The sequence below is a fragment of the Aequorivita antarctica genome (genome assembly GCF_007997155.1).
GTDB classification, from domain to species: domain Bacteria; phylum Bacteroidota; class Bacteroidia; order Flavobacteriales; family Flavobacteriaceae; genus Aequorivita; species Aequorivita antarctica.
In genome coordinates this window covers 185,120-206,034 of sequence record NZ_VORT01000005.1, presented here as the reverse complement: position 1 = coordinate 206,034, position 20,915 = coordinate 185,120, and the positions used below count along the sequence as shown (strand labels likewise).

Annotated in this window: 21 protein-coding genes; 15 read left to right on the top strand and 6 right to left on the bottom strand. The window is 31.9% G+C overall.

What is annotated here, in order from left to right:
- Window positions 1-86: 86 nt before the first annotated feature.
- The 6 genes from ESU54_RS09085 to ESU54_RS09060 all read right to left on the bottom strand — a co-directional run bounded on the left by ESU54_RS09085 (window position 87) and on the right by ESU54_RS09060 (window position 5,625).
- Window positions 87-863 (bottom strand): hypothetical protein, encoded by a 777-nt coding sequence (locus tag ESU54_RS09085; RefSeq protein ID WP_111845621.1) that lies wholly within the window; start codon window positions 861-863, stop codon window positions 87-89.
- A gap of 75 nt (window positions 864-938) precedes the next feature.
- On the bottom strand, window positions 939-1,286 hold the full coding sequence (locus ESU54_RS09080) for a hypothetical protein (protein ID WP_146744040.1): 348 nt from the start codon (window positions 1,284-1,286) through the stop codon (window positions 939-941).
- A 93-nt stretch (window positions 1,287-1,379) separates the two neighbouring features.
- A complete protein-coding gene (locus tag ESU54_RS09075; protein ID WP_111845619.1) occupies window positions 1,380-2,297 on the bottom strand; it encodes a T9SS type A sorting domain-containing protein in 918 nt (305 codons plus the stop codon).
- A gap of 10 nt (window positions 2,298-2,307) precedes the next feature.
- Window positions 2,308-2,847 (bottom strand): heme-degrading domain-containing protein, encoded by a 540-nt coding sequence (locus ESU54_RS09070; RefSeq protein WP_235004626.1) that lies wholly within the window; start codon window positions 2,845-2,847, stop codon window positions 2,308-2,310.
- 87 nt (window positions 2,848-2,934) lie between these two features.
- Window positions 2,935-3,951: a S1 family peptidase gene (locus ESU54_RS09065; protein ID WP_111845618.1), complete on the bottom strand. Its 1,017-nt coding sequence runs from the start codon at window positions 3,949-3,951 to the stop codon at window positions 2,935-2,937.
- Window positions 3,952-4,137: 186 nt separating this feature from the next.
- Window positions 4,138-5,625: a T9SS type A sorting domain-containing protein gene (locus ESU54_RS09060; protein ID WP_111845617.1), complete on the bottom strand. Its 1,488-nt coding sequence runs from the start codon at window positions 5,623-5,625 to the stop codon at window positions 4,138-4,140.
- A gap of 442 nt (window positions 5,626-6,067) precedes the next feature.
- On the opposite strand from ESU54_RS09060, the gene ESU54_RS09055 reads away from it, so the two are divergent.
- The 15 genes from ESU54_RS09055 (at window position 6,068) to ESU54_RS08985 (ending at window position 20,858) form a co-directional block, all read left to right on the top strand.
- Window positions 6,068-7,216: a helix-turn-helix domain-containing protein gene (locus tag ESU54_RS09055; protein WP_111845616.1), complete on the top strand. Its 1,149-nt coding sequence runs from the start codon at window positions 6,068-6,070 to the stop codon at window positions 7,214-7,216.
- Between the two features lie 148 nt (window positions 7,217-7,364).
- Window positions 7,365-8,357: an alpha/beta fold hydrolase gene (locus ESU54_RS09050; RefSeq protein WP_111845615.1), complete on the top strand. Its 993-nt coding sequence runs from the start codon at window positions 7,365-7,367 to the stop codon at window positions 8,355-8,357.
- 16 nt (window positions 8,358-8,373) lie between these two features.
- Window positions 8,374-9,039: a hypothetical protein gene (locus ESU54_RS09045; protein WP_146744039.1), complete on the top strand. Its 666-nt coding sequence runs from the start codon at window positions 8,374-8,376 to the stop codon at window positions 9,037-9,039.
- Between the two features lie 695 nt (window positions 9,040-9,734).
- Window positions 9,735-12,104 (top strand): TonB-dependent receptor, encoded by a 2,370-nt coding sequence (locus ESU54_RS09040; protein ID WP_111845612.1) that lies wholly within the window; start codon window positions 9,735-9,737, stop codon window positions 12,102-12,104.
- A gap of 4 nt (window positions 12,105-12,108) precedes the next feature.
- Complete coding sequence (locus ESU54_RS09035) at window positions 12,109-12,927, top strand: DUF4249 domain-containing protein (protein ID WP_111845611.1); 819 nt, start codon at window positions 12,109-12,111, stop codon at window positions 12,925-12,927.
- Between the two features lie 141 nt (window positions 12,928-13,068).
- Window positions 13,069-14,058 (top strand): alpha/beta hydrolase, encoded by a 990-nt coding sequence (locus ESU54_RS09030; RefSeq protein ID WP_111845610.1) that lies wholly within the window; start codon window positions 13,069-13,071, stop codon window positions 14,056-14,058.
- A gap of 222 nt (window positions 14,059-14,280) precedes the next feature.
- The gene (locus ESU54_RS09025; protein WP_111845609.1) at window positions 14,281-14,907 is read left to right on the top strand and encodes a hypothetical protein; all 627 of its coding nucleotides are present in this window, start codon (window positions 14,281-14,283) and stop codon (window positions 14,905-14,907) included.
- 383 nt (window positions 14,908-15,290) lie between these two features.
- On the top strand, window positions 15,291-16,379 hold the full coding sequence (locus ESU54_RS09020; protein ID WP_146744038.1) for a serine hydrolase domain-containing protein: 1,089 nt from the start codon (window positions 15,291-15,293) through the stop codon (window positions 16,377-16,379).
- Between the two features lie 36 nt (window positions 16,380-16,415).
- A complete protein-coding gene (locus ESU54_RS09015; RefSeq protein ID WP_111845607.1) occupies window positions 16,416-16,994 on the top strand; it encodes a hypothetical protein in 579 nt (192 codons plus the stop codon).
- Window positions 16,995-17,000: 6 nt separating this feature from the next.
- Window positions 17,001-17,762, top strand: a complete 762-nt coding sequence (locus ESU54_RS09010) for a leucine-rich repeat domain-containing protein (RefSeq protein ID WP_146744037.1) — start codon at window positions 17,001-17,003, stop codon at window positions 17,760-17,762.
- A 42-nt stretch (window positions 17,763-17,804) separates the two neighbouring features.
- Window positions 17,805-18,350, top strand: coding sequence for a hypothetical protein (locus ESU54_RS09005; protein WP_111845605.1), 546 nt, complete (start codon window positions 17,805-17,807; stop codon window positions 18,348-18,350).
- An 84-nt stretch (window positions 18,351-18,434) separates the two neighbouring features.
- On the top strand, window positions 18,435-18,842 hold the full coding sequence (locus ESU54_RS09000; protein WP_111845604.1) for a hypothetical protein: 408 nt from the start codon (window positions 18,435-18,437) through the stop codon (window positions 18,840-18,842).
- A gap of 4 nt (window positions 18,843-18,846) precedes the next feature.
- On the top strand, window positions 18,847-19,182 hold the full coding sequence (locus ESU54_RS08995; protein ID WP_111845603.1) for a DUF3108 domain-containing protein: 336 nt from the start codon (window positions 18,847-18,849) through the stop codon (window positions 19,180-19,182).
- Window positions 19,179-20,081, top strand: coding sequence for an alpha/beta hydrolase family protein (locus ESU54_RS08990; RefSeq protein WP_111845602.1), 903 nt, complete (start codon window positions 19,179-19,181; stop codon window positions 20,079-20,081). Before ESU54_RS08995 ends, ESU54_RS08990 begins: the two co-directional genes overlap by 4 nt.
- 111 nt (window positions 20,082-20,192) lie before the next feature.
- A complete protein-coding gene (locus tag ESU54_RS08985; protein WP_111845601.1) occupies window positions 20,193-20,858 on the top strand; it encodes a DUF4395 domain-containing protein in 666 nt (221 codons plus the stop codon).
- Window positions 20,859-20,915: the final 57 nt, after the last annotated feature.

The following is a 20,915-nucleotide window of genomic DNA, read 5'->3' as shown; positions in this document are numbered from 1 at the left end:
GATTCTGTAATAACTTCTTTTCTATTTAAATCAACACTATTTAAAGTATTGAATTATGCTTTATAATTTATTTCTCTTAATAGAAATTAAGGAGTATATGGTAGCTTTATTTTATACCTATAAAATGTTCCATTGATTTCTTGGTCGAGCATTAGTATTTCTTGTGTTTCTTTACTTACCCAATAAATTTCCTCATTGCCCTTGTCTCCATGCGATAATAGCCAACACGGTATTCTCTTTTGATCATAACCAATAAAATCATCTTCCCCTTTTACTTTATATATCTCATTTTTAAAATTTATGTAGCCAGGTTCGTAAAATTTAATTGCGAATATTGCGCCCTTTTTATAGGGTAGTATTGAAAAAAATTCTAAGTCAATATGCCAGTTGAATACTTCTTGCTGTAATGCTTTTTTAAAAGTTTCTAACGACACTTTTTTCTTTTCATCTACTTCATTTTCGCTAATAACATTTCCATTCAATATTAATTTCTGATTCAAAAAATCAACAGTAGTAGTACCACGACCTTTATACCAACTATCGTGGTATAAAGGCCTCATTGTCTTTTCCTCACTTACAGAAGTAGTAGTATGTACAATTGTATCAGAGCTTTCCCAATACTGGGTAATGGTTATAGCCTTTATTCCGTTATAATCCTTTCTTTCAATGGTGCGGTTCCATATTTGTGCACTGGTTCTATTTTCGTTCTTACCGTTTTTAAAATAAACCAAATATTGTTTAGTTCCATTTGTTAGAAATTCGGTTTTTAAATCTGATGCTTTAATAAAAATGGTATCATTGGATTGTGCGTTTAATAAAAATCCTACAAAGAGGATGGGTAATAAAATTAGGTATGATTTCATAACGTTAGTATTTTAATAATTGATTATTAAAAATTTATAATTCGATTGGTGTTTGAGAAGTCAATCAAAATCCTCTCATATCCCTATCTTTTTTCTGAAAAAAATTATCAAACTTAAAATTATTAAAGAAAAAAATGTTCCAATTGGCAAATACCAAAGTGTCATAATACAAATAGCAATTCCGAAAGTAAATGTCCACTGTTGGTTTGTCCATAGTCCAAATAACCAACTAAACCATAATAGCCCAAATAAGATAAAAAAGGGTCCAAGTTTAAATACATCAATATTTAATTTCTGGAAAATGATTGACCAAACGCCATTTTTTTTGGGGCCTATATATTTTCCTCTCATTAGAACATAAATTCCATCAAGTAACATATAACCACCATTTAGAATCCCTAGGATTGTAATCAAAATTTTCATTTTTTTTATTGGTTTTGCTTGAGGTTTATGATTTGGATTAAGAATAAATCGGCTTTAGGATTTATATCAATAGATAGTCTTTTCGTGGTTAACTTATCGCACAAATTTAATCGCAAACACCTGATTGTCTACTGTTTGTATTTTACATAAATACAAACCATTACTTAGATCGCTAACATCCAGATTTTCATTTTGATTTAAAAATTCTTTTATTTTTTGACCATGAATATTGAAAATCTCAGCCTTAACAATTGTAGATTTGTCGGATAATTGAATATTTAATTTATCGCTTGTTGGATTCGGAAAAACAGATAAACCAGGAATTATTTGTTCTTTAACTCCTAAAAGAGCACACTCCGCATCTATTTCATAAAGGCCTTCTAGTGTTCCCAATTCAAACCAATCAAAACCATCACCACCTATAACAATAGCTTTTCCTGTAATACTTGCACCATTGTCAACTCCATCAGTTGTAGCCCAGGCATCTGCATCAGAAATTGGGGACATCCAAAATCTATCAATAGTTTCTGCTCCATTTAAAATTATAGGTTCCTCCAATTGTAAGGTTATATTCCTTATAACAAATTGAAATCGTGGTTCATAGCCAATACTGTCAGAAGCTATAATAGTTGTATTTAGTACTTCCCTATAAAGATCAGAAGGAATGCTGTCATTACTTTTATAAAATTTAAAATGCACAAATCCAGGCTCAAGTGCACTACTTAGTGTGACTTTAATTTGGTTAATGGTAATTTCAGTATTGGAATCAATGGGGATATCTATTGCTGCTTTTTGCCCTGAGCCACCATTAATAAAAACACCATTCTCTAAATTATCACAGGTGATGATATCATCACATTCCTCATCAGGCCCATTAAAATTGGATATTTCGCCACTTTCAAATGGTTTTTTTATTGAATTATTTACCTTAGTCCCGTATCCAATATTTTGAGAGAAGGCACTTAATGATATAAGCAGCGATACTAAAATTGATAAAGTAATTTTTTTCATTCTTGAACAGTTATTTGATGTATTTTCCTTTTAAAGCTTCAATAATTATTTTATGATCCTCTTCATCGTGAAGTCCAGATACAGTTACGATTGCTATCATTCCAGCATTTTTCACAAATATTGGGATTGATCCCCCTCTTGCTAAATAATCTTCATCATCAAGGGCAAATGTTTCTTTTAATGTCATTTTGCCATTAATCAAATCCGTTTTTACACTTAATGAACTTTGTTCGAAAAGTTTGGCTACATTCGATTTTCTTCTAAGCCAATTATGCTTGTCTGCTGGCAATCCATCATCTATAAAAAGAAAAATCTGGTGATTTAGTCTTTCAACTTGAACAGCAATTTTTTGATTCTTTGCTTTTGCATAATTAACAATGGCTAAACCTAATTCGAGTCCAATTCTATTATTAAAACTATCTAGTTCTATTTTTCTGATGCCTTCCAAATTCATGGTTTTAGTTAAATCTTTAAGGTCTTTAACTTCATTTTGTCCGTATAGATTTATTAAAAATCCAATGCTAAAAAACAAACATAAATACCGCTTCATAAGACAATTCTTTTGATTGAAAATTTTAAAAATCTTTGATAATGATATTCTTGTGTTTATTGAAATATATTTCTATCAATAATTATTTTAAATTTCTCCATCAATAAAAGGTTTTAACTTATCCTTATTAGATTGGATCAATGAATTATAGAACTCGGTTATTTTTGACTTGACATATTCTATTCTTACAACACGAATAATTTTGGGAGCATTTTCTGTATTACTGGCCCTAACCATAATTCCCAATAATTGACCTTCAGAATTGAACACACCGCCTCCACTCATACCTGGTAAAGCTCTAGCTTCAATTAGGAATTCAACATTGGGATTATAGGGAATATTTCCTTCGGTATCACCGGCACTTTGCAATTGAGTTATCATTGACTCTGCTTGCAAATTTGACAGTATCTTCCCATAAGCAACTGCCCCATTTGGATAGTTTACACGATCTTGTGGGTATCCTACCACCAAGGCTTTTTCTCCAACTATTGGAGTACTCCAAGTTTGAGAGGCCAATGAACGGCCATTTGGATCATATATCTCCAATGGAGTATTCACTTGAACCACGCTTGGGTATTGGGGAAATGGGCCTTGTTCAACTCGTTGATTGTCGATAATACCTAAATAAAAATCTTCGGAAGGTAATATTGTAGTGTTCGTTGCCGATTGTGAGATATCAAAATGCATCAAGGGAAAATCAGCAATCAAGGTATTTCCCAATTCTACTCTTCCGTTAATTGGTACTATTTGTGATGTTTCAAAAATGCCCATATTAATAGAGGCTATATCAAAAAACTCTGCACTTCTTGAACTCCATCCATTTATATTATACACATGATTGGCACTAATATAGAGACCTAAAGAGTGATCATTTTTTCGACTCCAGATGGTTTTTGATGCTGGTCCCCTTTTTCCTACACTGCCCCTAACTTTATTGAGCAATTCAATTAAACTCTGGTTGTTTCCATTTAAAATATCCTCTATTTTTTGAAGCTGCAGTGTATCTCCAGGTGGTATTATCAAGCCAGCTTTATCATCATTACTACAACTAATTGACAAAACAGATCCAACAAGAAAGAACAATTGCAACATTTTAATTTTCATATCTTATTTGATGATTGAAATTTTCAATACTCTTTTATTTAGAAATACCAGAACCTTAATTGCTCGTTTACTTCTTTAATTCCCTCACGTAGTTCCAAATTCTATTTCAACTAAGTGGGCCAACAAATGAAATGATTATAATATTTCATAAATTATTATTTGTAAAACCGATTATTTTAGTTAAAATTAATTTGTTACAATAAACTTTTTGACGGCTATTTTTCCATCATTGGAAATAACTTTTGCAAAATAGATTCCTGTTACAAATTTTCTTAAATCCAAGCTATATATACTGCTATTTATATTTTTCTCCTGCTTTACAACAGCACCAAGTTGATTGAAAACCATAATAGAATCAATTTCAGCATTAGAAATAAACGTTACTTTTTCACTAGCGGGTATCGGAAAAATGGTTAAATCATTTTGTATTGCAACTTCATTGTTGCCTAAGATTGAAAGATCTTTAAATATATATGCAGAACCAGCTCTATCAATTTCATTCTCTCCATTCTCGTCATGATCTTCCCATGGCGCCCCAACAATAAGTTGATTTTCATGCATCTCTATATTCCAACCATAAAAATCTTCAGGAGCTAGATCGTTGCTAAGTACTTTTTGAATTTCGTTCCAATTATTATTGTTATCCTTGGAATAAACATACACTTCGGCTGACTCCAATCCATAAACATGAGGGGCACTTACAACAAGGAATTCATTCTTAAGTATACAATTAAAGCCAAACAACCCTTCAGTAGAAGGTGAAGAAGGAGTAATTTTACTTTCTTCAACCCAATCGCCATTGCTATCTTTTTCAAAAACATATGTAGCGCCAATACCTCCATTATCATTATATGCCCCAATAGCTATAGAATTATCATAGACGCTAACAGAGCTTCCGAAATAAGCTTCCGGCATGGCATCAGAAGCCATTATTCGCTTTACATATACCCAAAGTCCGTTGCCATCTTTCTCAAAAATATGAACAGCCCCCTTTGTGTTATCTTCTTCATTGGCCCCAACAACAAGATAATTTTCGGATACAGCTACACCTATTCCAAAATTTTCATTGACATCTGGATTTGGACTTGATAGTCTCTGAACCTCAACCCAGCTTCCTGCTATTTTTTGAAATATGTATACACGCCCTTCCCAAGCATTTTCGCCAGGGGCTCCGGCCACAATAATATTATTTTCCACGGCAAGTGAAGTGGGGTTCATTCCTAATTTAGCATCATCAGCCAATTCTTCAGCAACAAGCTTTTTACTAAAATCCCAAGTTGTTCCATTAAAATCATAAACGTACAATGCTCCAGCACGAATAACTCCGTCTACATTTGCTCTTCCAGCTGCAATAACAATATGATCTTGTGAAATTTTAGCACCGCCACCGAATTCCGCTCCAAAGTTAGGATCAGGGGCACTAAAGCGCTGTAAGAACTCCCAATTGCCATCTGCGTTAAGTTTATAGACATATGCTGCCCCGGATGCAATATTTTCACGTGAAGCACCAACTACTGCAAAGTTTTCATCTATTGCAACAGCGGTTCCATACTCTGCTCTGGATTCTCTATTATTACTAACCACTTTTGCCGTTTGTTCATATTGTGCAATTGCTGAAGTACTGGCAAAGGCAATAAAAAAAATAAGTAAAAAAAATATTCTATTTTTCGTCATGAAAGTATCTTTATATTAAATGTATTTTTTGAGAAATTAAAAATATCTTCAAATGCTAATATTTAAGCAGTTTGAGCAATGTTATTAACTAGGAATTTCTATAATAAATTACCATCCTAATAACTAGAACAACAAACTTACTTTCAGAACAAGTATTCTACAATACCCGTTTTCAAGTATATTAAATTACCTATATTCAGGTATTAAAAAAGTAGGTGTAATTTGCACGAAAAAACAACTGATACTATACATTTTATCTTTTTTGAGAATGGATAAAGTTTCATAGGTATTATTCAAATTTTAATATTTAGTAATTTAAATTTTTGGTATAATTCTAAAAAACAATGATACTTTTGTCTTGGATTATTTTAATTAATTGGAGTTTGAATATTGATAATCATTTCTAGATAAAAGATTAGGGGTATCTACAAAATAATATGATATGTTATATTTTTCTGGTATTGTTATTGGCCTATTTCTTTCTGCTTTATTGTTGACAAAAAAAAGAAAAACACAAGCAGATTACATACTCTTTGTGTGGATGATTGCCCTTTCCTTAAACCTGTTCCTTTTCTATTTATTTATTTCGCAGTTGGATACAGAATACCCATTTCTACTTGGGTTAATTTTTCAACTCCCACTTTATCATGGACCTTTATTATATCTTTATACGACATCACTAACCAAAAAGAAAGAAATTAGAAAAATTCATTTAATCCATTTTTTACCTATTATAATTTCATTTGCCCTATTTTTCGATTTCTTTCTACTTTCTTCTGACGAGAAAATATCGGTATATAAAACTGGAGGTGTTGGCTATGAAAATATCTTAATTATTAACTCGGCATTAATAATCTTTTCAGGAATATTCTACACTATTCTTTCTTTCCTGAGATTAAGAGCCTATAAGAAAAAGCTCAAAAATGAGTTTTCAAATACCGAAAAAATCAATCTCGACTGGTTGCAGTACTTAATAATTGGTATGTCAGTTATCTGGTTTGTTGTTTTATTTGCTACCAATGACAATCAAATCTATACCATTGTTGTGCTTTTTATGATTTTTATTGGCTATTTTGGCATCAGACAGGAAGGCATTTTTACAAAACGTATTACCATTCCTTTGGCTTCGCAGCAAAATGAAATATTACAGCTTCCAGATATTGACCACCCTAGCTTAAGCATTCCTGACGAGGGCAACAGTCTAATTATTCAAACATCAAAATATGAGAAATCGGGACTAACCAATGAAACCGCAATGGAAATTCATGGGTTGCTTTCTCAAAGAATGGATGAAGAAAAACTCTATATTAATCCTGAACTAACCTTAAATGAGTTAGCACAGGTATTAGACGTACACCCAAATAATTTATCGCAAGTCATTAATACTTTCGAAAATAAAAACTTCTATGATTATGTCAATTCTAAAAGAATTGAACATTTTATCAAACTGTCCTCCAATTCCGAAAATAGAAAATTCACTATTTTATCATTAGCTTTTGACAGCGGGTTTAACTCTAAATCCTCCTTTAATAAGTATTTTAAAAAAGTCACCGACTCTACACCATCGGAATACCTAAAGTCTTTGGAATAAGATTCTTGTGTAAGTATTTATTCTTTTTTTTTAAAGTCTTTGCCTATAAGGAAGGGCTATATTTAATTTAATACTAGTCCCTTCCTATAAGTTAGGTCGATTATTAATTCGGGTTTGACAAATCTTTGCCGAAACAAAATTAATAATCATGAAAATTAAATCTTTTTTATTTAGAGCTTCTCTCTTATTAGTTATTAGCTCACAAATTTCTTGTACAGAAATTGACCCTGACGAACCTGGTGCGTTAGTTCCAAAAACTGTTGAACAGGATCCATCATTGCCGTCAATTGAAGTAAACGGCACTATGCTTCATAGTGAAACATTTGGAAATCCAAATAATTCAATGCTCGTGTTCTTGCACGGGGGGCCAGGTGGTGACTACCGCAACGGTTTAAATGTTAAACAATTGGCTGATGATGGATATTATGTTGTTTTCTTTGACCAAAGAAGTGCCGGTCTCTCCAAACGGCACAATAAGAATAGCTTTAGTATTCAGCAAACAAGAGATGATCTTACAGCCGTTATTGAATATTATAAAACTTCGCCGGATCAAAAGGTCTTCCTTTTCGGTCATTCTTGGGGGGCAATTTTAGCCACTTCCTATATAAATTCATATCCAGAAAGAATTTCGGGGGTAATTTTGGCTGAAGCTGGAGGTATGAATTATGATGATCTAAAAGATTATCAAGAAAATAGTAGAAGGCTTTCACTCTTTTCAGAAGTAACTAATGATGCACTATACCTAGATCAATTTTTTACTGGTACTGAGAATCAACATGAAGTACTGGATTACAAACTAGCTGTCCTATCCTCATTTACTTATGCAGAAGATAATGATGAAGGTATTGAAGGCCCATCTCCTTTCTGGAGAAATGGAGCTGTTGTTCTAAACAGTCTTGGTGATTTAGCTGAGAAGGACAAATTTGATTTTACTAAAAATTTAAATCAATACACAACAAAGGTTTTACTGTTATACGGTCAAAACAACAAATCCTATGGTTTGTCCTTTGCCCAAAAAGAGGCCAATTATTTTCCTAATTCCGAAATTCAAAGAATTGATGGAACTGGACATGAAATGATCTATTTCAAATGGGATAATGTTTACCCTAAAGTTCTAGAATATCTTAACGCTCTTAATTAAAAAAAAAATGCACAAAATGATGAAATCAAAATTATTGGTTGTATTGCTTTTTTCAGCCTCTTTAAACCTTTTTTCCCAAAACATTAATTGGAAAAGTTTATCTAAAGAACAAAAGCATTTGGTTAGTATGAATATAGGCTTGGACTATAGTACAACTCTCACATTTGGCTATGGTTATCAATTAAACACAAAATTACCTATTGTTTTAAACGCGGACTTATCCCTCCCATTTGGCAATAAACCTTTTGATGACCTTAAGTCAAAATTAGGTGGTCAAGTTGAAGTACTAAGTATTGGAGATTTTTCTACAACAGCTAAGGTCTATGGCGTCTTTAGACGGTACGGGAGTGAAAATGCAAGGCTTCTCAATTTTGGAAGTGAATTCACTGCAGTATCTGGTTATTATAAACCAAATTGGCACGTAGCTGGTGAGTTTGGCTTTGATAAGGCGATTGTCACCCATGTAAAACACGGGGATCGGATGAAAGAGTATAATCCTTCCATTAAGGACGGCTGGTATATCCCGACAGGAGGCAATTTCTTCTATGGTTTACAATCAAGTTATTCTTTTGGAAACAACGACCTAAACCTAAACGTTGGTAGAAACATTGAACAAGATTTTAAAACGAATAATTTCGTGCCTTACTATCTAAAACTAGGATATGTTCGAAAATTTATATAAAGAATAACCTAGAATCTCTTAAGGGGCATAAAACTAAAGATATCAAAAATTTGATTGTTTGATTAGCAGCATCTGTCTAAATTTTCAGGTACTAAAGCAGGGTGTAAATTTAATTTCTAAGTGTTAAGACGGAAAAAAGTGTCGATTATTTGTGCTCTTTCTTGACTTAAGTTAAGGAGTTACTACAAAAGGCATAAATATTTTTGCACCCAAATGCCCCTTTTATAATTATACTAATCTTTTAAAATTTTATTAAATGAAAATAAAAGTGATAAGGAAAAAGAGAAAATCATCTGCACTCTCTCAAAAAGTGATAATTCCAAATAGACTTTAATTGCAGCTTATATGAAATCAAAAAAAAAAAGCCAATAGGCTTTCGTTCACTGAAGCATGAAATATTGGTTCACAGAGTTCATTGTTAATATAATAGCTTGTGGTAAATATGAAAGTTTTTTTATAAAAGAGCTACTCTTCCATCAAGAACTATTAATCCAAAAATACCTGTTATTAGGTAATAAATTATACCATTTTGAAGGTATAGAAATTCGGGTTATTTCACATTATTTTCGCCCACATTTTAAACAATTTGAATCAGTTTGGCTCCTACTAAATCTTAGAATGAAAAAATATCAAACAACACTTTTATGAAAAACATAGCCTTTTTTATTTTACTAACCCTTTTAAAATCATAATAAATGAAAATAAAACTATTACTGATAACATTGTTATTAGTTTCTTTTATATCCCTTTCACAGGAAAAACATACCCTAAGTGGTACAATTAAAGATGGAAAGTCCACTGAAACACTTATTGGAGTAAATATCTATATACCTGAGCTGGAAGTTGGTACAAGCACGAACGAATACGGGTTTTACTCCTTAACAATTCCTACGGGAGTTTACACTCTTGATATATCGTACTTAGGTTTCCAGCCTTATACAGAGCGTATTTCATTGAACCAAAATACCAAAAAAGACATTTCCATTTTGGAAGAAAGTGAAAGCCTGGATGAAGTTCTAATAACGGAAACTAAGAAAAGAACTGACATTAAAAAAGCGGAGATGAGCTCAAACAAGCTTTCTGTCCAAACAATCAAGCAAATGCCTGTAGTATTGGGTGAAGTTGATATAATTAAATCAATTCTTCAACTTCCAGGGGTAACGAATGCCGGGGAAGGTCAATCAGGTTTCAATGTACGTGGAGGAAGTGCAGACCAAAATTTGATTCTTCTCGATGAGGCATCAATTTATAATGCTTCCCATTTATTTGGGTTTTTTTCAGTATTTAATTCTGATGCAATTAAGGATATGAAATTATACAAAGGGGGAATACCAGCTAGATATGGTGGCAGACTCTCTTCAGTTCTCGATATCTATCAAAAAGATGGCAATAATGAAACATATAATTTCTCTGGAGGAATCGGAATCATTTCAAGTAGATTGATGGCCGAAGGACCTTTACAAAAAGAAAGAGGATCTTTTTTGTTAGCGGGTAGGGCTTCATATGGCCATTTGTTCCTTAAACTTTCGGATAATAAAAATTCGGCATCCTTTTATGATTTAAATACAAAATTTAACTATAAACTTGATGAAAATAATACCTTATTTCTCTCGGGGTATTTTGGTAGAGACTTATTAAATCTTAGCAATATTTTTACTAATACCTATGGTAACACCACAGCTAACCTTAGATGGAACCACCTATTTTCAGACAAATTATTTTCTAATGCCTCTTTTATTTACAGTGATTATTATTATGGGTTAGAACTTGAAGTCCTTGGATTTAAGTGGGACAGTGGCATACAAAATTTTAATTTCAAATATGACTTTAAGCATTACTTTGGAAATGCTACAAAGCTATCATACGGTATAAATGCGCAATATTATATTTTTAATCCCGGAACTATCAATCCCCTTGGAGAAAACTCTGGTGTCAACCCAAGACAATTATCAAAAAAGTATGCTTTTGAACCCGCCATTTATATAGAGGCCGAGCAAAAACTTTCTGAAAAAATTGAAGTAAATTATGGCTTGCGATACGGGCTATTTTATAGACTGGGTAAGCAAGACATCAATATTTATCAAAACAATCAGGCTGTGGTCTTTAATCCAGAGTTTCAAATCTATGAAAAAGCTGATCCTATTGGTGTAAAAAGCTATGATAAAAATGAGACAATTGCCAGTTTCAACAACTTAGAACCCCGAATTGCAGTTTCTTATGCATTAAATGACGACCAATCAGTTAAGGCTAGTTATAATAGAATGGTACAATACCTCCACCTTATATCTAACACTCAATCTCCAACCCCGCTGGATATTTGGGCACCTAGTGATGAATTTTTAAAACCCCAATTTTTAGATCAGGTTGCGCTGGGCTATTATAGAAACTTCAGTGACGATAATTATTCTTTGGAAGTAGAAACATTTTATAAAAAAATCAAAAATAGAGTAGATTATATTGATGGGGCTGAGCTGATTGGAAATGACGCAATAGAACAAGTAGTCTTAAATGGTGAAGTTCGTTCTTATGGTTTGGAAATGATGCTACGAAAGAATTCCGGGAAACTTACAGGTTGGGTTGCATATACACTCTCTAGATCAGAACAAAGAACTCCAGGAAGAACAGCTTCAGAAACAGGAATAAATGACGGTAATTGGTACAAATCGGGATATGATAAACTTCATAATTTGGCTATCACCGCAACCTACAAGAAAAGTGAAAAATGGAGTTTTGGATCTGTTTTTAACCTACAATCTGGGCGTGCCGCCACTTTTCCTAAGGGACAATATGAATATCAAGGTATTATAATTCCAAGCTTTGGGGCTAGAAATATGAATAATTTACCAGCTTATCATCATCTGGATATTTCAGCAACTTATACTCCAAAACCAAATAAAACGGAAGGTTGGAGAAGCGAATGGGTCTTTGGCATCTATAATATTTATAACCAAAAAAATGCCGCATCTATAGATTTTAGACAAAATATAGATACAGGGGAAAACGAAGCCGTAAAGTTTTCAATATTCGGTGTGGTTCCTAGTATAACATATAACTTTAAATTTTAAAAAAATGAAAAAACTCATATTATTACTCTCTGTATTTTTCTTTATTAGTTGTGAAGACGTTATTGATGTTGATTTAGATACAGAAGCCCCAAGACTCGTTATTGATGCTAATATAAATTGGGAAAAAGGGACATCAGGAAATATCCAGACTATAAATTTATCAACATCTACGGGATATTATCAAGATATTATTCCTAAAGTAACAGGGGCATCTGTGTTTATAACCAATAGTTCAAATATGACTTTCACATTTCTTGAGGAAATGAGCCCTACAAGTAATTCAGGCAGATATACTTGTAATGATTTTGTGCCAATTATTGGTGAAACTTATACTCTAACAGTTATCTACGAAGAACAAACTTATTCTGCAACTGAAATGTTATTAGCCACTCCAGAGATAACAGATATCGAACAAAGAAATGATCTTGGTCTTAATAATGACCAAATTGGAATAAAAGTGAACTTTAACGATTTCCCCTTGCAAGAAAACTTTTTCCTTTCTCGGTTCGAGACAACCTTTAGTCCTTTCCCAGAGTTCCAAACATGGAATGATGAAGCTTTTGAGGGTAACAAAATCTCTGCGCTTTATTCTAATGAAGATTTAGAAGTTGGAAGCAATATTGACATTTCAATTTTCGGAATTTCGAGGTCTTATTATACTTATATGAGTATCCTTATAGCAAATGCCACTGGTGGAGGACCTTTTGGGTTACCCCCAGTGAGAATAAAAGGAAATATAAAAAATGAAATAAATCCTGACAATTATGCACTAGGGTATTTTAGATTGGGGGAAATAGAAAACAGAACTTATACAGTACAATAGAAAAATAATAAGCCTCTATTTTCAAGCATTTATTTGGGAATAGGGGCTACTATTTTTATTAGTTAAAAAAAATTAATTACTACTTAGTATATTCTTAGAATCAAAATAAGACCTATATCATAAAACCAGAAAATTATAAAAATGAAAGCAATAAAATGGATAAAGAAAATACTTCTAGGAATTTTCATCCTAATGTGTAGTATGTTAATAATTGGAGTTATTTACGAATACGTTTCTCGATTAAAGGGAGAAAAAATAATTCCTGATGGTCAATTTGCAGATATTGGTGGTCATAAACTACATTATTTAAAACAAGGAGAAAGTGGTCCAACCATAGTTTTTGAAGCGGCATTTGATCCTACAGGACACTTGCAGTGGCACAATTTGCAAAATGAGGTGTCAAAATTTGCTACAACAATTTCTTATGATAGGGCAGGGATTTTATGGAGTGAAAGAGGCAATAATCCAAAAAGTGGAGAAAAAATGGCGGAAGAACTTTACCTCTTACTTGAGAAAATCAACGCACCCAAGCCTTACATACTTGTAGGCCATTCACTAGGAGGTATGCTTATTAGATTCTATATGGATCAATATCCTAAAGAAGTGGCGGGTATAATACTTATAGATAGCGAATGTCCGAATGATGAAGATTATTTATCTCCTGAGTTATACGCTATGGTTAGTCAAGGCCTGCCAGAAGGTTTTCTAAAATTTGCAAATTCAGTTGGTCTTGCGAGATTGATTTATAAAGATATGTTTCCAGACACAAAAGAATATGAATATCAAAACACAGTAATGCCCGCCTTACTTCATAAGAGTGCTTATGGAATACTAGAAGAGGGAAAACAGGATTCCTTTATAAAAAAAGAGGCCAAAAAGATTAAAAACTTTGGTAATACCCCTCTTTATGTACTTAGTGCCATAGATGAAAACCGATTTGATCAATTCATAAAGGATAGTACCCTAAATACTGAAATGGTCAATGCTTGGAATAAAATGCAACGCGATATGTTAAAGTTATCAACAAATAGCAAACAAATTTTAGTTCCCAATAGCTCACATTATATAAATCAAGACCAACCAACGGTTATTGAAGATGCCATTAAAAACATGGTTAATGAATTAGAATAAAGTGAAGTGTATTTTAACTCTAATTTTATCAATTGGTTCAACTCTGACTCCCTTAAAATGTAGTAAAATAATGATAATTTTTAAAAGCATTAATAGATTTAAATATTTCTCTTGTTCAAATTTTTAAGACCATCTTTTTTAGTCCAACGTTATTTTTTGATTTAAGTTAAGAAATGGAATTTTTTTTTATACAATATTTGTTTATTAAAATTAAAGATCATAATGTTCAAAAAATTAGCCATAGCATTAATCATTAATTTCCTTACGCTTGGAGTCTTAATAGCTAAGAGTGATAAAAAAAATGATTCCATAAGTTCCTATAAATACTATGTTGGCAGTTCAACCTTTATGTTGGGCAATTTAGCAATAACCAATTCACCCGCATTTTACCAGTTAAATTTAGGATATAGAATCAACAAGAAGGATGTTATTTCTATTGAAGCTATTACATGGAAATACTATTTACCCTTGGGTATACCATTGGGTAAATTTTATAACACTGATGAGGAGGAATATCCGGGATATGTAAAGGTATTTGGTGTTGGAGCGGTCTATCAACACTTCTTGTGGAAAGGACTATTTACCTCCATACGTGTATTGCCAGTAAAAACTAAATACACGAATGAATATAACCATAAAATTCAAAGTGGATTTCAACTTTTCTCAACTATACGATTGGGGTATCAAATCCCAATTTTTAAAAAGAAGTTCTTTATTGAACCAGCCATAGTTGGCACATTTTGGCCTATAAATACAAACGTTCCTGAAGATTTTGCTGAAAAAGATAGAAAATGGAATAAATTCCATCTAATAGAACCAGGAGTACATTTTGGATATAATTTTAATTAATCTATGAGAATAAAATAATCAGAATTTATAAAATTATTCTCAACCAAATGCAATGAATTATCAACTGCAATCTTGATTTGACAATTTCTATAAAGTAGATATTCAAAAAGATGTTAAAAAGATATTTCTTTTTTCCCTTTCAAAGGCAAAGAAATCAAGAATTAAAGTTTTATAAAATTAAGAAAGACGATAATCTTCATTCATTCTAATTTAACGTAAGAAGAATAGAACGGATAATATAGTCCTAACTTTCAAGGAAGGTCGAAACCTCCTTTATTTTAGTTGAAATTTGACCTTTAAATAAATGTAAATCATTTGAGCCATTGAAAAAAATCACCACAAAAATAGTAATTAATAATTTTCAACCTCATTTAAATATTAAAATGAAGTCACTTTTAAATCTTTTTTTTGGATTTGTATTTTTATCAAGCCAGGGTCAAGAAACAATAAAATTTGCCGACTCTATTAGGCAGGAATATAAAATTCCAGAAATTAGTTACGCTGTTATAAATGATACTTCAATCTTAGAGATTGAAGCGATAGGCCAACATTCCATATCCGTAAATGACCAGGCCACTTTGGAGGATAGATTCCACCTAGGTTCAAACACTAAGGCAATGACGGCCTTTATAGTTGCCAAGTACATTGAAAAGAAGAAATTAAATTGGAATACCAAATTCTTCAAAATTTTTCCAGAATGGAAAAAAGAATCAAATAAAGATTATTACAATATAACTCTCCAAGACTTATTGTCCCATAGAGCAGGAATTCAACCTTTTCAAGGCATAGACGATCCACAAATCCCTGACTTTAAAGGTGAAAATAAAGAAAAACGAAAATTATTCGGAAAATTCGTACTCACGTTGGAGCCTACCAAAATGGATAGTATTAACAATTTTGTCTATTCCAATGCAGATTATACATTGGCAGCTTTGATGCTCGAAAAAGTAACCCACAAAAGCTGGGAGGAATTAGTAGAAAAAGTTTTCAATGAGGACCTAAAATTAAACGTCGGGTTTTCATGGCCCGATAATCAAGAGAAAAAAGATACATGGGGCCACTACTATGAAAACAATCAATTGGTTGCAGTTCCTTCTAACGCAGATTTTCATTTAGATTACACTGAGCCAGCAGGCGATCTAAATATTAAATTAAAAGATTACATCAAATTCATTCAACTCAATTTGGATGGACTTCAAGGACATGATAATTACCTGCAAAGTCGCACTTATAACTTTCTTCACAATGGCATAAAAAATTATTCGCTGGGGTGGTTCAATATTATGGAGAATGGTCAAAATTGGTCTACCCATAGTGGAACGGTAGGAACATATTATACAAACGTTCAAATTGATAAAACAAACAAAATAGCTTACATCATTTTTGCAAATGCATATTCTGAAGACACTGTAAAAGGAGTTAGAATCTTAATGCGAAAACTTAAAGAGGAATATACCAAAGAAATAAAATAACCATCATTTTAAAAATAACCTAAAGTGGTATTAATCATGAAAATTAAAGTTTTGATACTCTTACTTGTATTTACAGTACCTGCAGTTTCAGCGCAAAAGAAGATTGAATTTGTATATCCCAAGGTCCCCTTTGACAGTGAAATGGCTGCAAAACAATTGGATCATAAAGGTACTTCAACAATAAAAGGAACTGCCATGATTAACAATAAACCAGTTGGATATTATGTCAAGGTCTTTCTTTTTCCAATGACCCCATATCTCGAAGAGTATTTGGCACTTGAAAATAAGTTGGGGCTAAAAGAAAAAAAAAGAGCAAGTATGTCTCCATTAGCACTTTCATATAGATTAATTAGCAAATGTGAAGATGCAGAAACCTTTGAGTTTACAAATTTAAAACCCGGTAAATACTATATAGAGAGTTATGTGACAAAAACTAAAGAGAAAAAAGGGGCATATTTAGTGGGTCAGGAGGCAATAACTTTTGAAGGATCTTACATTTCAGGTCCCCCTATCTTTCAGGAATATACCTATAACAAATCAAGACAATACCATATGTCAGGAATTGCAGAAATTACGAGTGATGGACAAACTGTGGATGTAACCATTAAAAATTAGAACATTATGAAGTTAATTTATCTAATAATATCTTTCATGATGTTTGGAAACTTTTGCGGGTCTGCTCAGACTATAAAATTTTCTGATCCACAATTTAAGCGAGAATTGTTAACACAAGGTTTTGACTTAAATAGTAATGATGAAATTGAAGTTTCAGAAGCTGAAAAAATTGAGGTATTATATGTTAAAAACCAGGGAATTGAATCTGTTGACGGTATTGAGGAATTTAAAAACCTAAAAGAATTTGGATGTTATAACAACAATATCAAAAGTTTAGATTTGACGGCCCTACAAAAACTTCAATTTTTATATGCCTATGATAATAATCTTGAGAAAGTTCAGATTAACGGTCTAAAAGAGCTTAAACACATTTTTCTTCAAAATAACCCCAATTTATACATAAACATAGATTTTAAACAATATGCAGATTTAGAAGAAATTTGGGTTGATAATACACGATGTCCAATTCTAGATGTTAGTAATCTTAAGTCTTTAAAAGAAATCCACGCTACAGACTGTCAATTGAAACAAATTAATGTCGATTCCTGTATAAATTTAAAAAGTTTATGGTTGGATAAGAACCAACTTACAGAAGCCGATTTTAAACAATTAGAAAGCATTGAATATATAACATTATCCTACAATCCCATAAGTAAAATTAACATTAAATTTTTAAAAAACTTGATACATTTTAGTTGTCTTGATTGCTCTAGATTAAAGCAAATCAATACGAGCGGATGTGAAAACCTTGAACCCATTTTATGGTAAAATTTATTCGGTAACCTTTAAATTAAAAAAAATGATTATAAAATGAAAACAACATTAAGCATACTATTGCTTTTAGCAATCATATCAAACTCGTGTAATAAGAATAACGACGATGATAGTAATATCCCCAGTCCTAGCCTCCTTGCTGAAAACAATTGGCTTTTGGGAGATTATGTGTATGCAAGATCAAGTTCCGCACAGGAGAACGGGTCCTATGTAAATGGGAGCCCTTTTACCCTTATAAACATTGAGTCCGATATAGCTTCTGTTAACGATTCCTTCATAGCCTCAAATCTTCAAGTTTCCTTTAATACTAGTACAATTGGAAATTATACCATCAAATCGGAAACCACAACAGTTGTCGCGGATGAATTAAAATATCTAGACATTCAATGCACAATAATGGACGCTACAGGAAAAACTGCATTATATAAATCTCAAGATACGACAACATTGGCTCAAGTAAGAGAGATGGACGGGAAATTTGTAGTGAACATTCCAGAGCTAATTACTTTGACACTAGCGTCTAACAATGGTTTACCCGATCCCCCTGAAAGCTTTTTATTTATGTGCAATAAAGTTCGATAAGAGTCAAGTCTTCTCAAAATCTTTCATAGATAAATCCCGTTTCAAATCTATAAATTAAACAATGTAATAAAAGAATCCTATCCAATGAAAACGTTTCTAATCTTAAATATAACCTCTGGTTTTCTTATAAGTATTTTATTACTTGAATTTTTATTTGCTGGATATTCAAAATACGAAACAGAATATATTTTAACTAATGAAACCTTATCCCCAAATAATCATTGCGTGTATTTTCAAAAAAATCCAAACCTTATTTATATACCTTTTGAAATAACTTATAAACTAATTGAACAATATCAATGTCCAGAAATTCAAAATATTGTAAATAAAATTCATTTCATTAATATTAATGCATTCTGCAATACTTCTGGCGAAAACTCCAAAAGGTCAAAAATACATACCAATGGCAACCAACCTTTAAAAGAAAAAGCGAAAACCCCAATAAACAAAGTTATAATTGGTCATTCTATTAATGGAATGGTGACATATTGAAAATATGAAAGATCTATCAAGTTATAAAGATCTATCAAGTTATAATGAGGTTGGTGCTTATCAGCATATCATTCGATGGTTACCATTAAAAAAAGGATATAAAAAGGAACTTTTGGTTTATGATTTTGATCCAAATAGTAATACAAGTTTTTCAAAGGTCAAAATTTTAGAAGTAAAATATGAAAACTTTCAAACCGAAAATTCAGGGATACGGCCAGTGTTTAAAGTAACGGAAATCTATAAAGATTCCAAAACAGTTCATTTTATTGATAAAGTAGATCGAAGAATCTGGAAACAAGAGTTTAATGATGGAAAGCTAATAATTCTTTACGATGCATGATTTTACCCGGCCAAAAAAAATATCTCTTAAAAAATAACTTTAATAATAATTTAAATATGATAAAACATTTTGAAATACCTTCAGAAAACGGGAGTTTCATTCATGCTAATTTCTTTGAAGCAAAAAAACCTAAGCAACTACTTATTATTTGCTCAGCAACTGGTGTGAAGCAAGAATTTTATCACGAGATTTCTAAATTTATTCATCAAGAGGGTACTACAGCAATAACATTTGATTATTCAGGAATCGGATACTCATTAAAGACAAATATAAAAAAAGTGAAAAGTTCGTTGAGTGATTGGGGAACTAATGATCTGACCGCTGTAATTAATTACAGCGTTAAAATATATCCAAACTTGCCGATTGCCATCTTGGGCCATAGTATAGGCGGTCAACTTATTGGATTAACAAAAGCTTCCCTTCTTGCTCACAAAATTATCTTGGTTTGCGCTCAAAATGGCTTTTGGGGAAATTGGAGTGGAATTTCAAGAGTTAAGATGTGGACCAATTGGAATATACTGGTTCCTATTTTAATAAAAATTTTTGGGTATCTACCGTCCAAAAAATTCAGTAGGATGGAAGATTTACCAAAATATGTTGCCGATGAATGGAAAGATTGGTGTAATAACAGGAATTATCTTTTTGCATTTATTGATAATGAAAGATTATTCTTTCGTAAAATCAAATGTGAGATAATTTCTTATAGCGTAGCTTTTGATAAATATGCTCCCCAAAAATCCATTGATAAGCTAATTGAGCGTTATTCGAATGCCAATATCAAAAGAGTCCAGATATATCCAGAGAATCTAAACTTTGATAAAATAGGTCATTTTGGTCTATTTCAGCAAAAGTCTAAATACACCTTTTGGGATAAATTAAGGCAAGAAGTTCAACGTTGATTCAACAATTAGAAAAATTCACGCAAAGTTACAAAAATGCTTAAACAAAGTCTTTAATATAAGTAAAGCATACATATTCTAGTTAAACAAAAAAATTAAAAATTTAATTTTATGATAAATAATAAAAACTTTGGCGAAATAGTCGATGGATATACAATTCCAGTTCTAAATGAGCGAGAAATTAGGGCAGCGGCTGGAATTATGTTTTTGGGAATATTCATCACTTGGATTTTAATAATATTTAATGGAAATTTTATTCCAATAAAATATGCACTGATAATTTTTCTTACTGATTTTTCAATTCGCCTTTTTGGTAATCCAAGGTTTTCCCCGCTTTTGATTATAGGACGCTTTTTTGTGAGAAATCAAAATCCAGAGTATGTTGGTGCAGCTCAAAAAAAATTCGCTTGGTATATCGGGTTTATTTTATCCGGAACTATGTTTTTACTTCTAGTTGTCCTTAACACTTATAGTTTCATAACCGGAATAGTCTGCTTAATTTGTCTGATTTTTATGTTTTTTGAATCTGCTTTTGGAATATGCATAGGCTGTAAAATTTACAACCTTTTCAATAAAGATAAGGCCCAATATTGTCCTGGTGAAATCTGTGATACAAAAGCCAAACAAGAAATTCAAAAAATAGTATGGCCTCAATTCTTTCTCCTGTTTATTTTTATTATATACATATTTCTAACTGCTTTTTTCTTTAATAAAAAATTTCAAGAAAGGCCACATGACCTTTTTAAAAATCAAAAAATCACCGAATTAAATAAATAAAAAACGTGTCCAACCATTATTTGAAAAGAGTGGCATTAACAACCATATTAAATAATA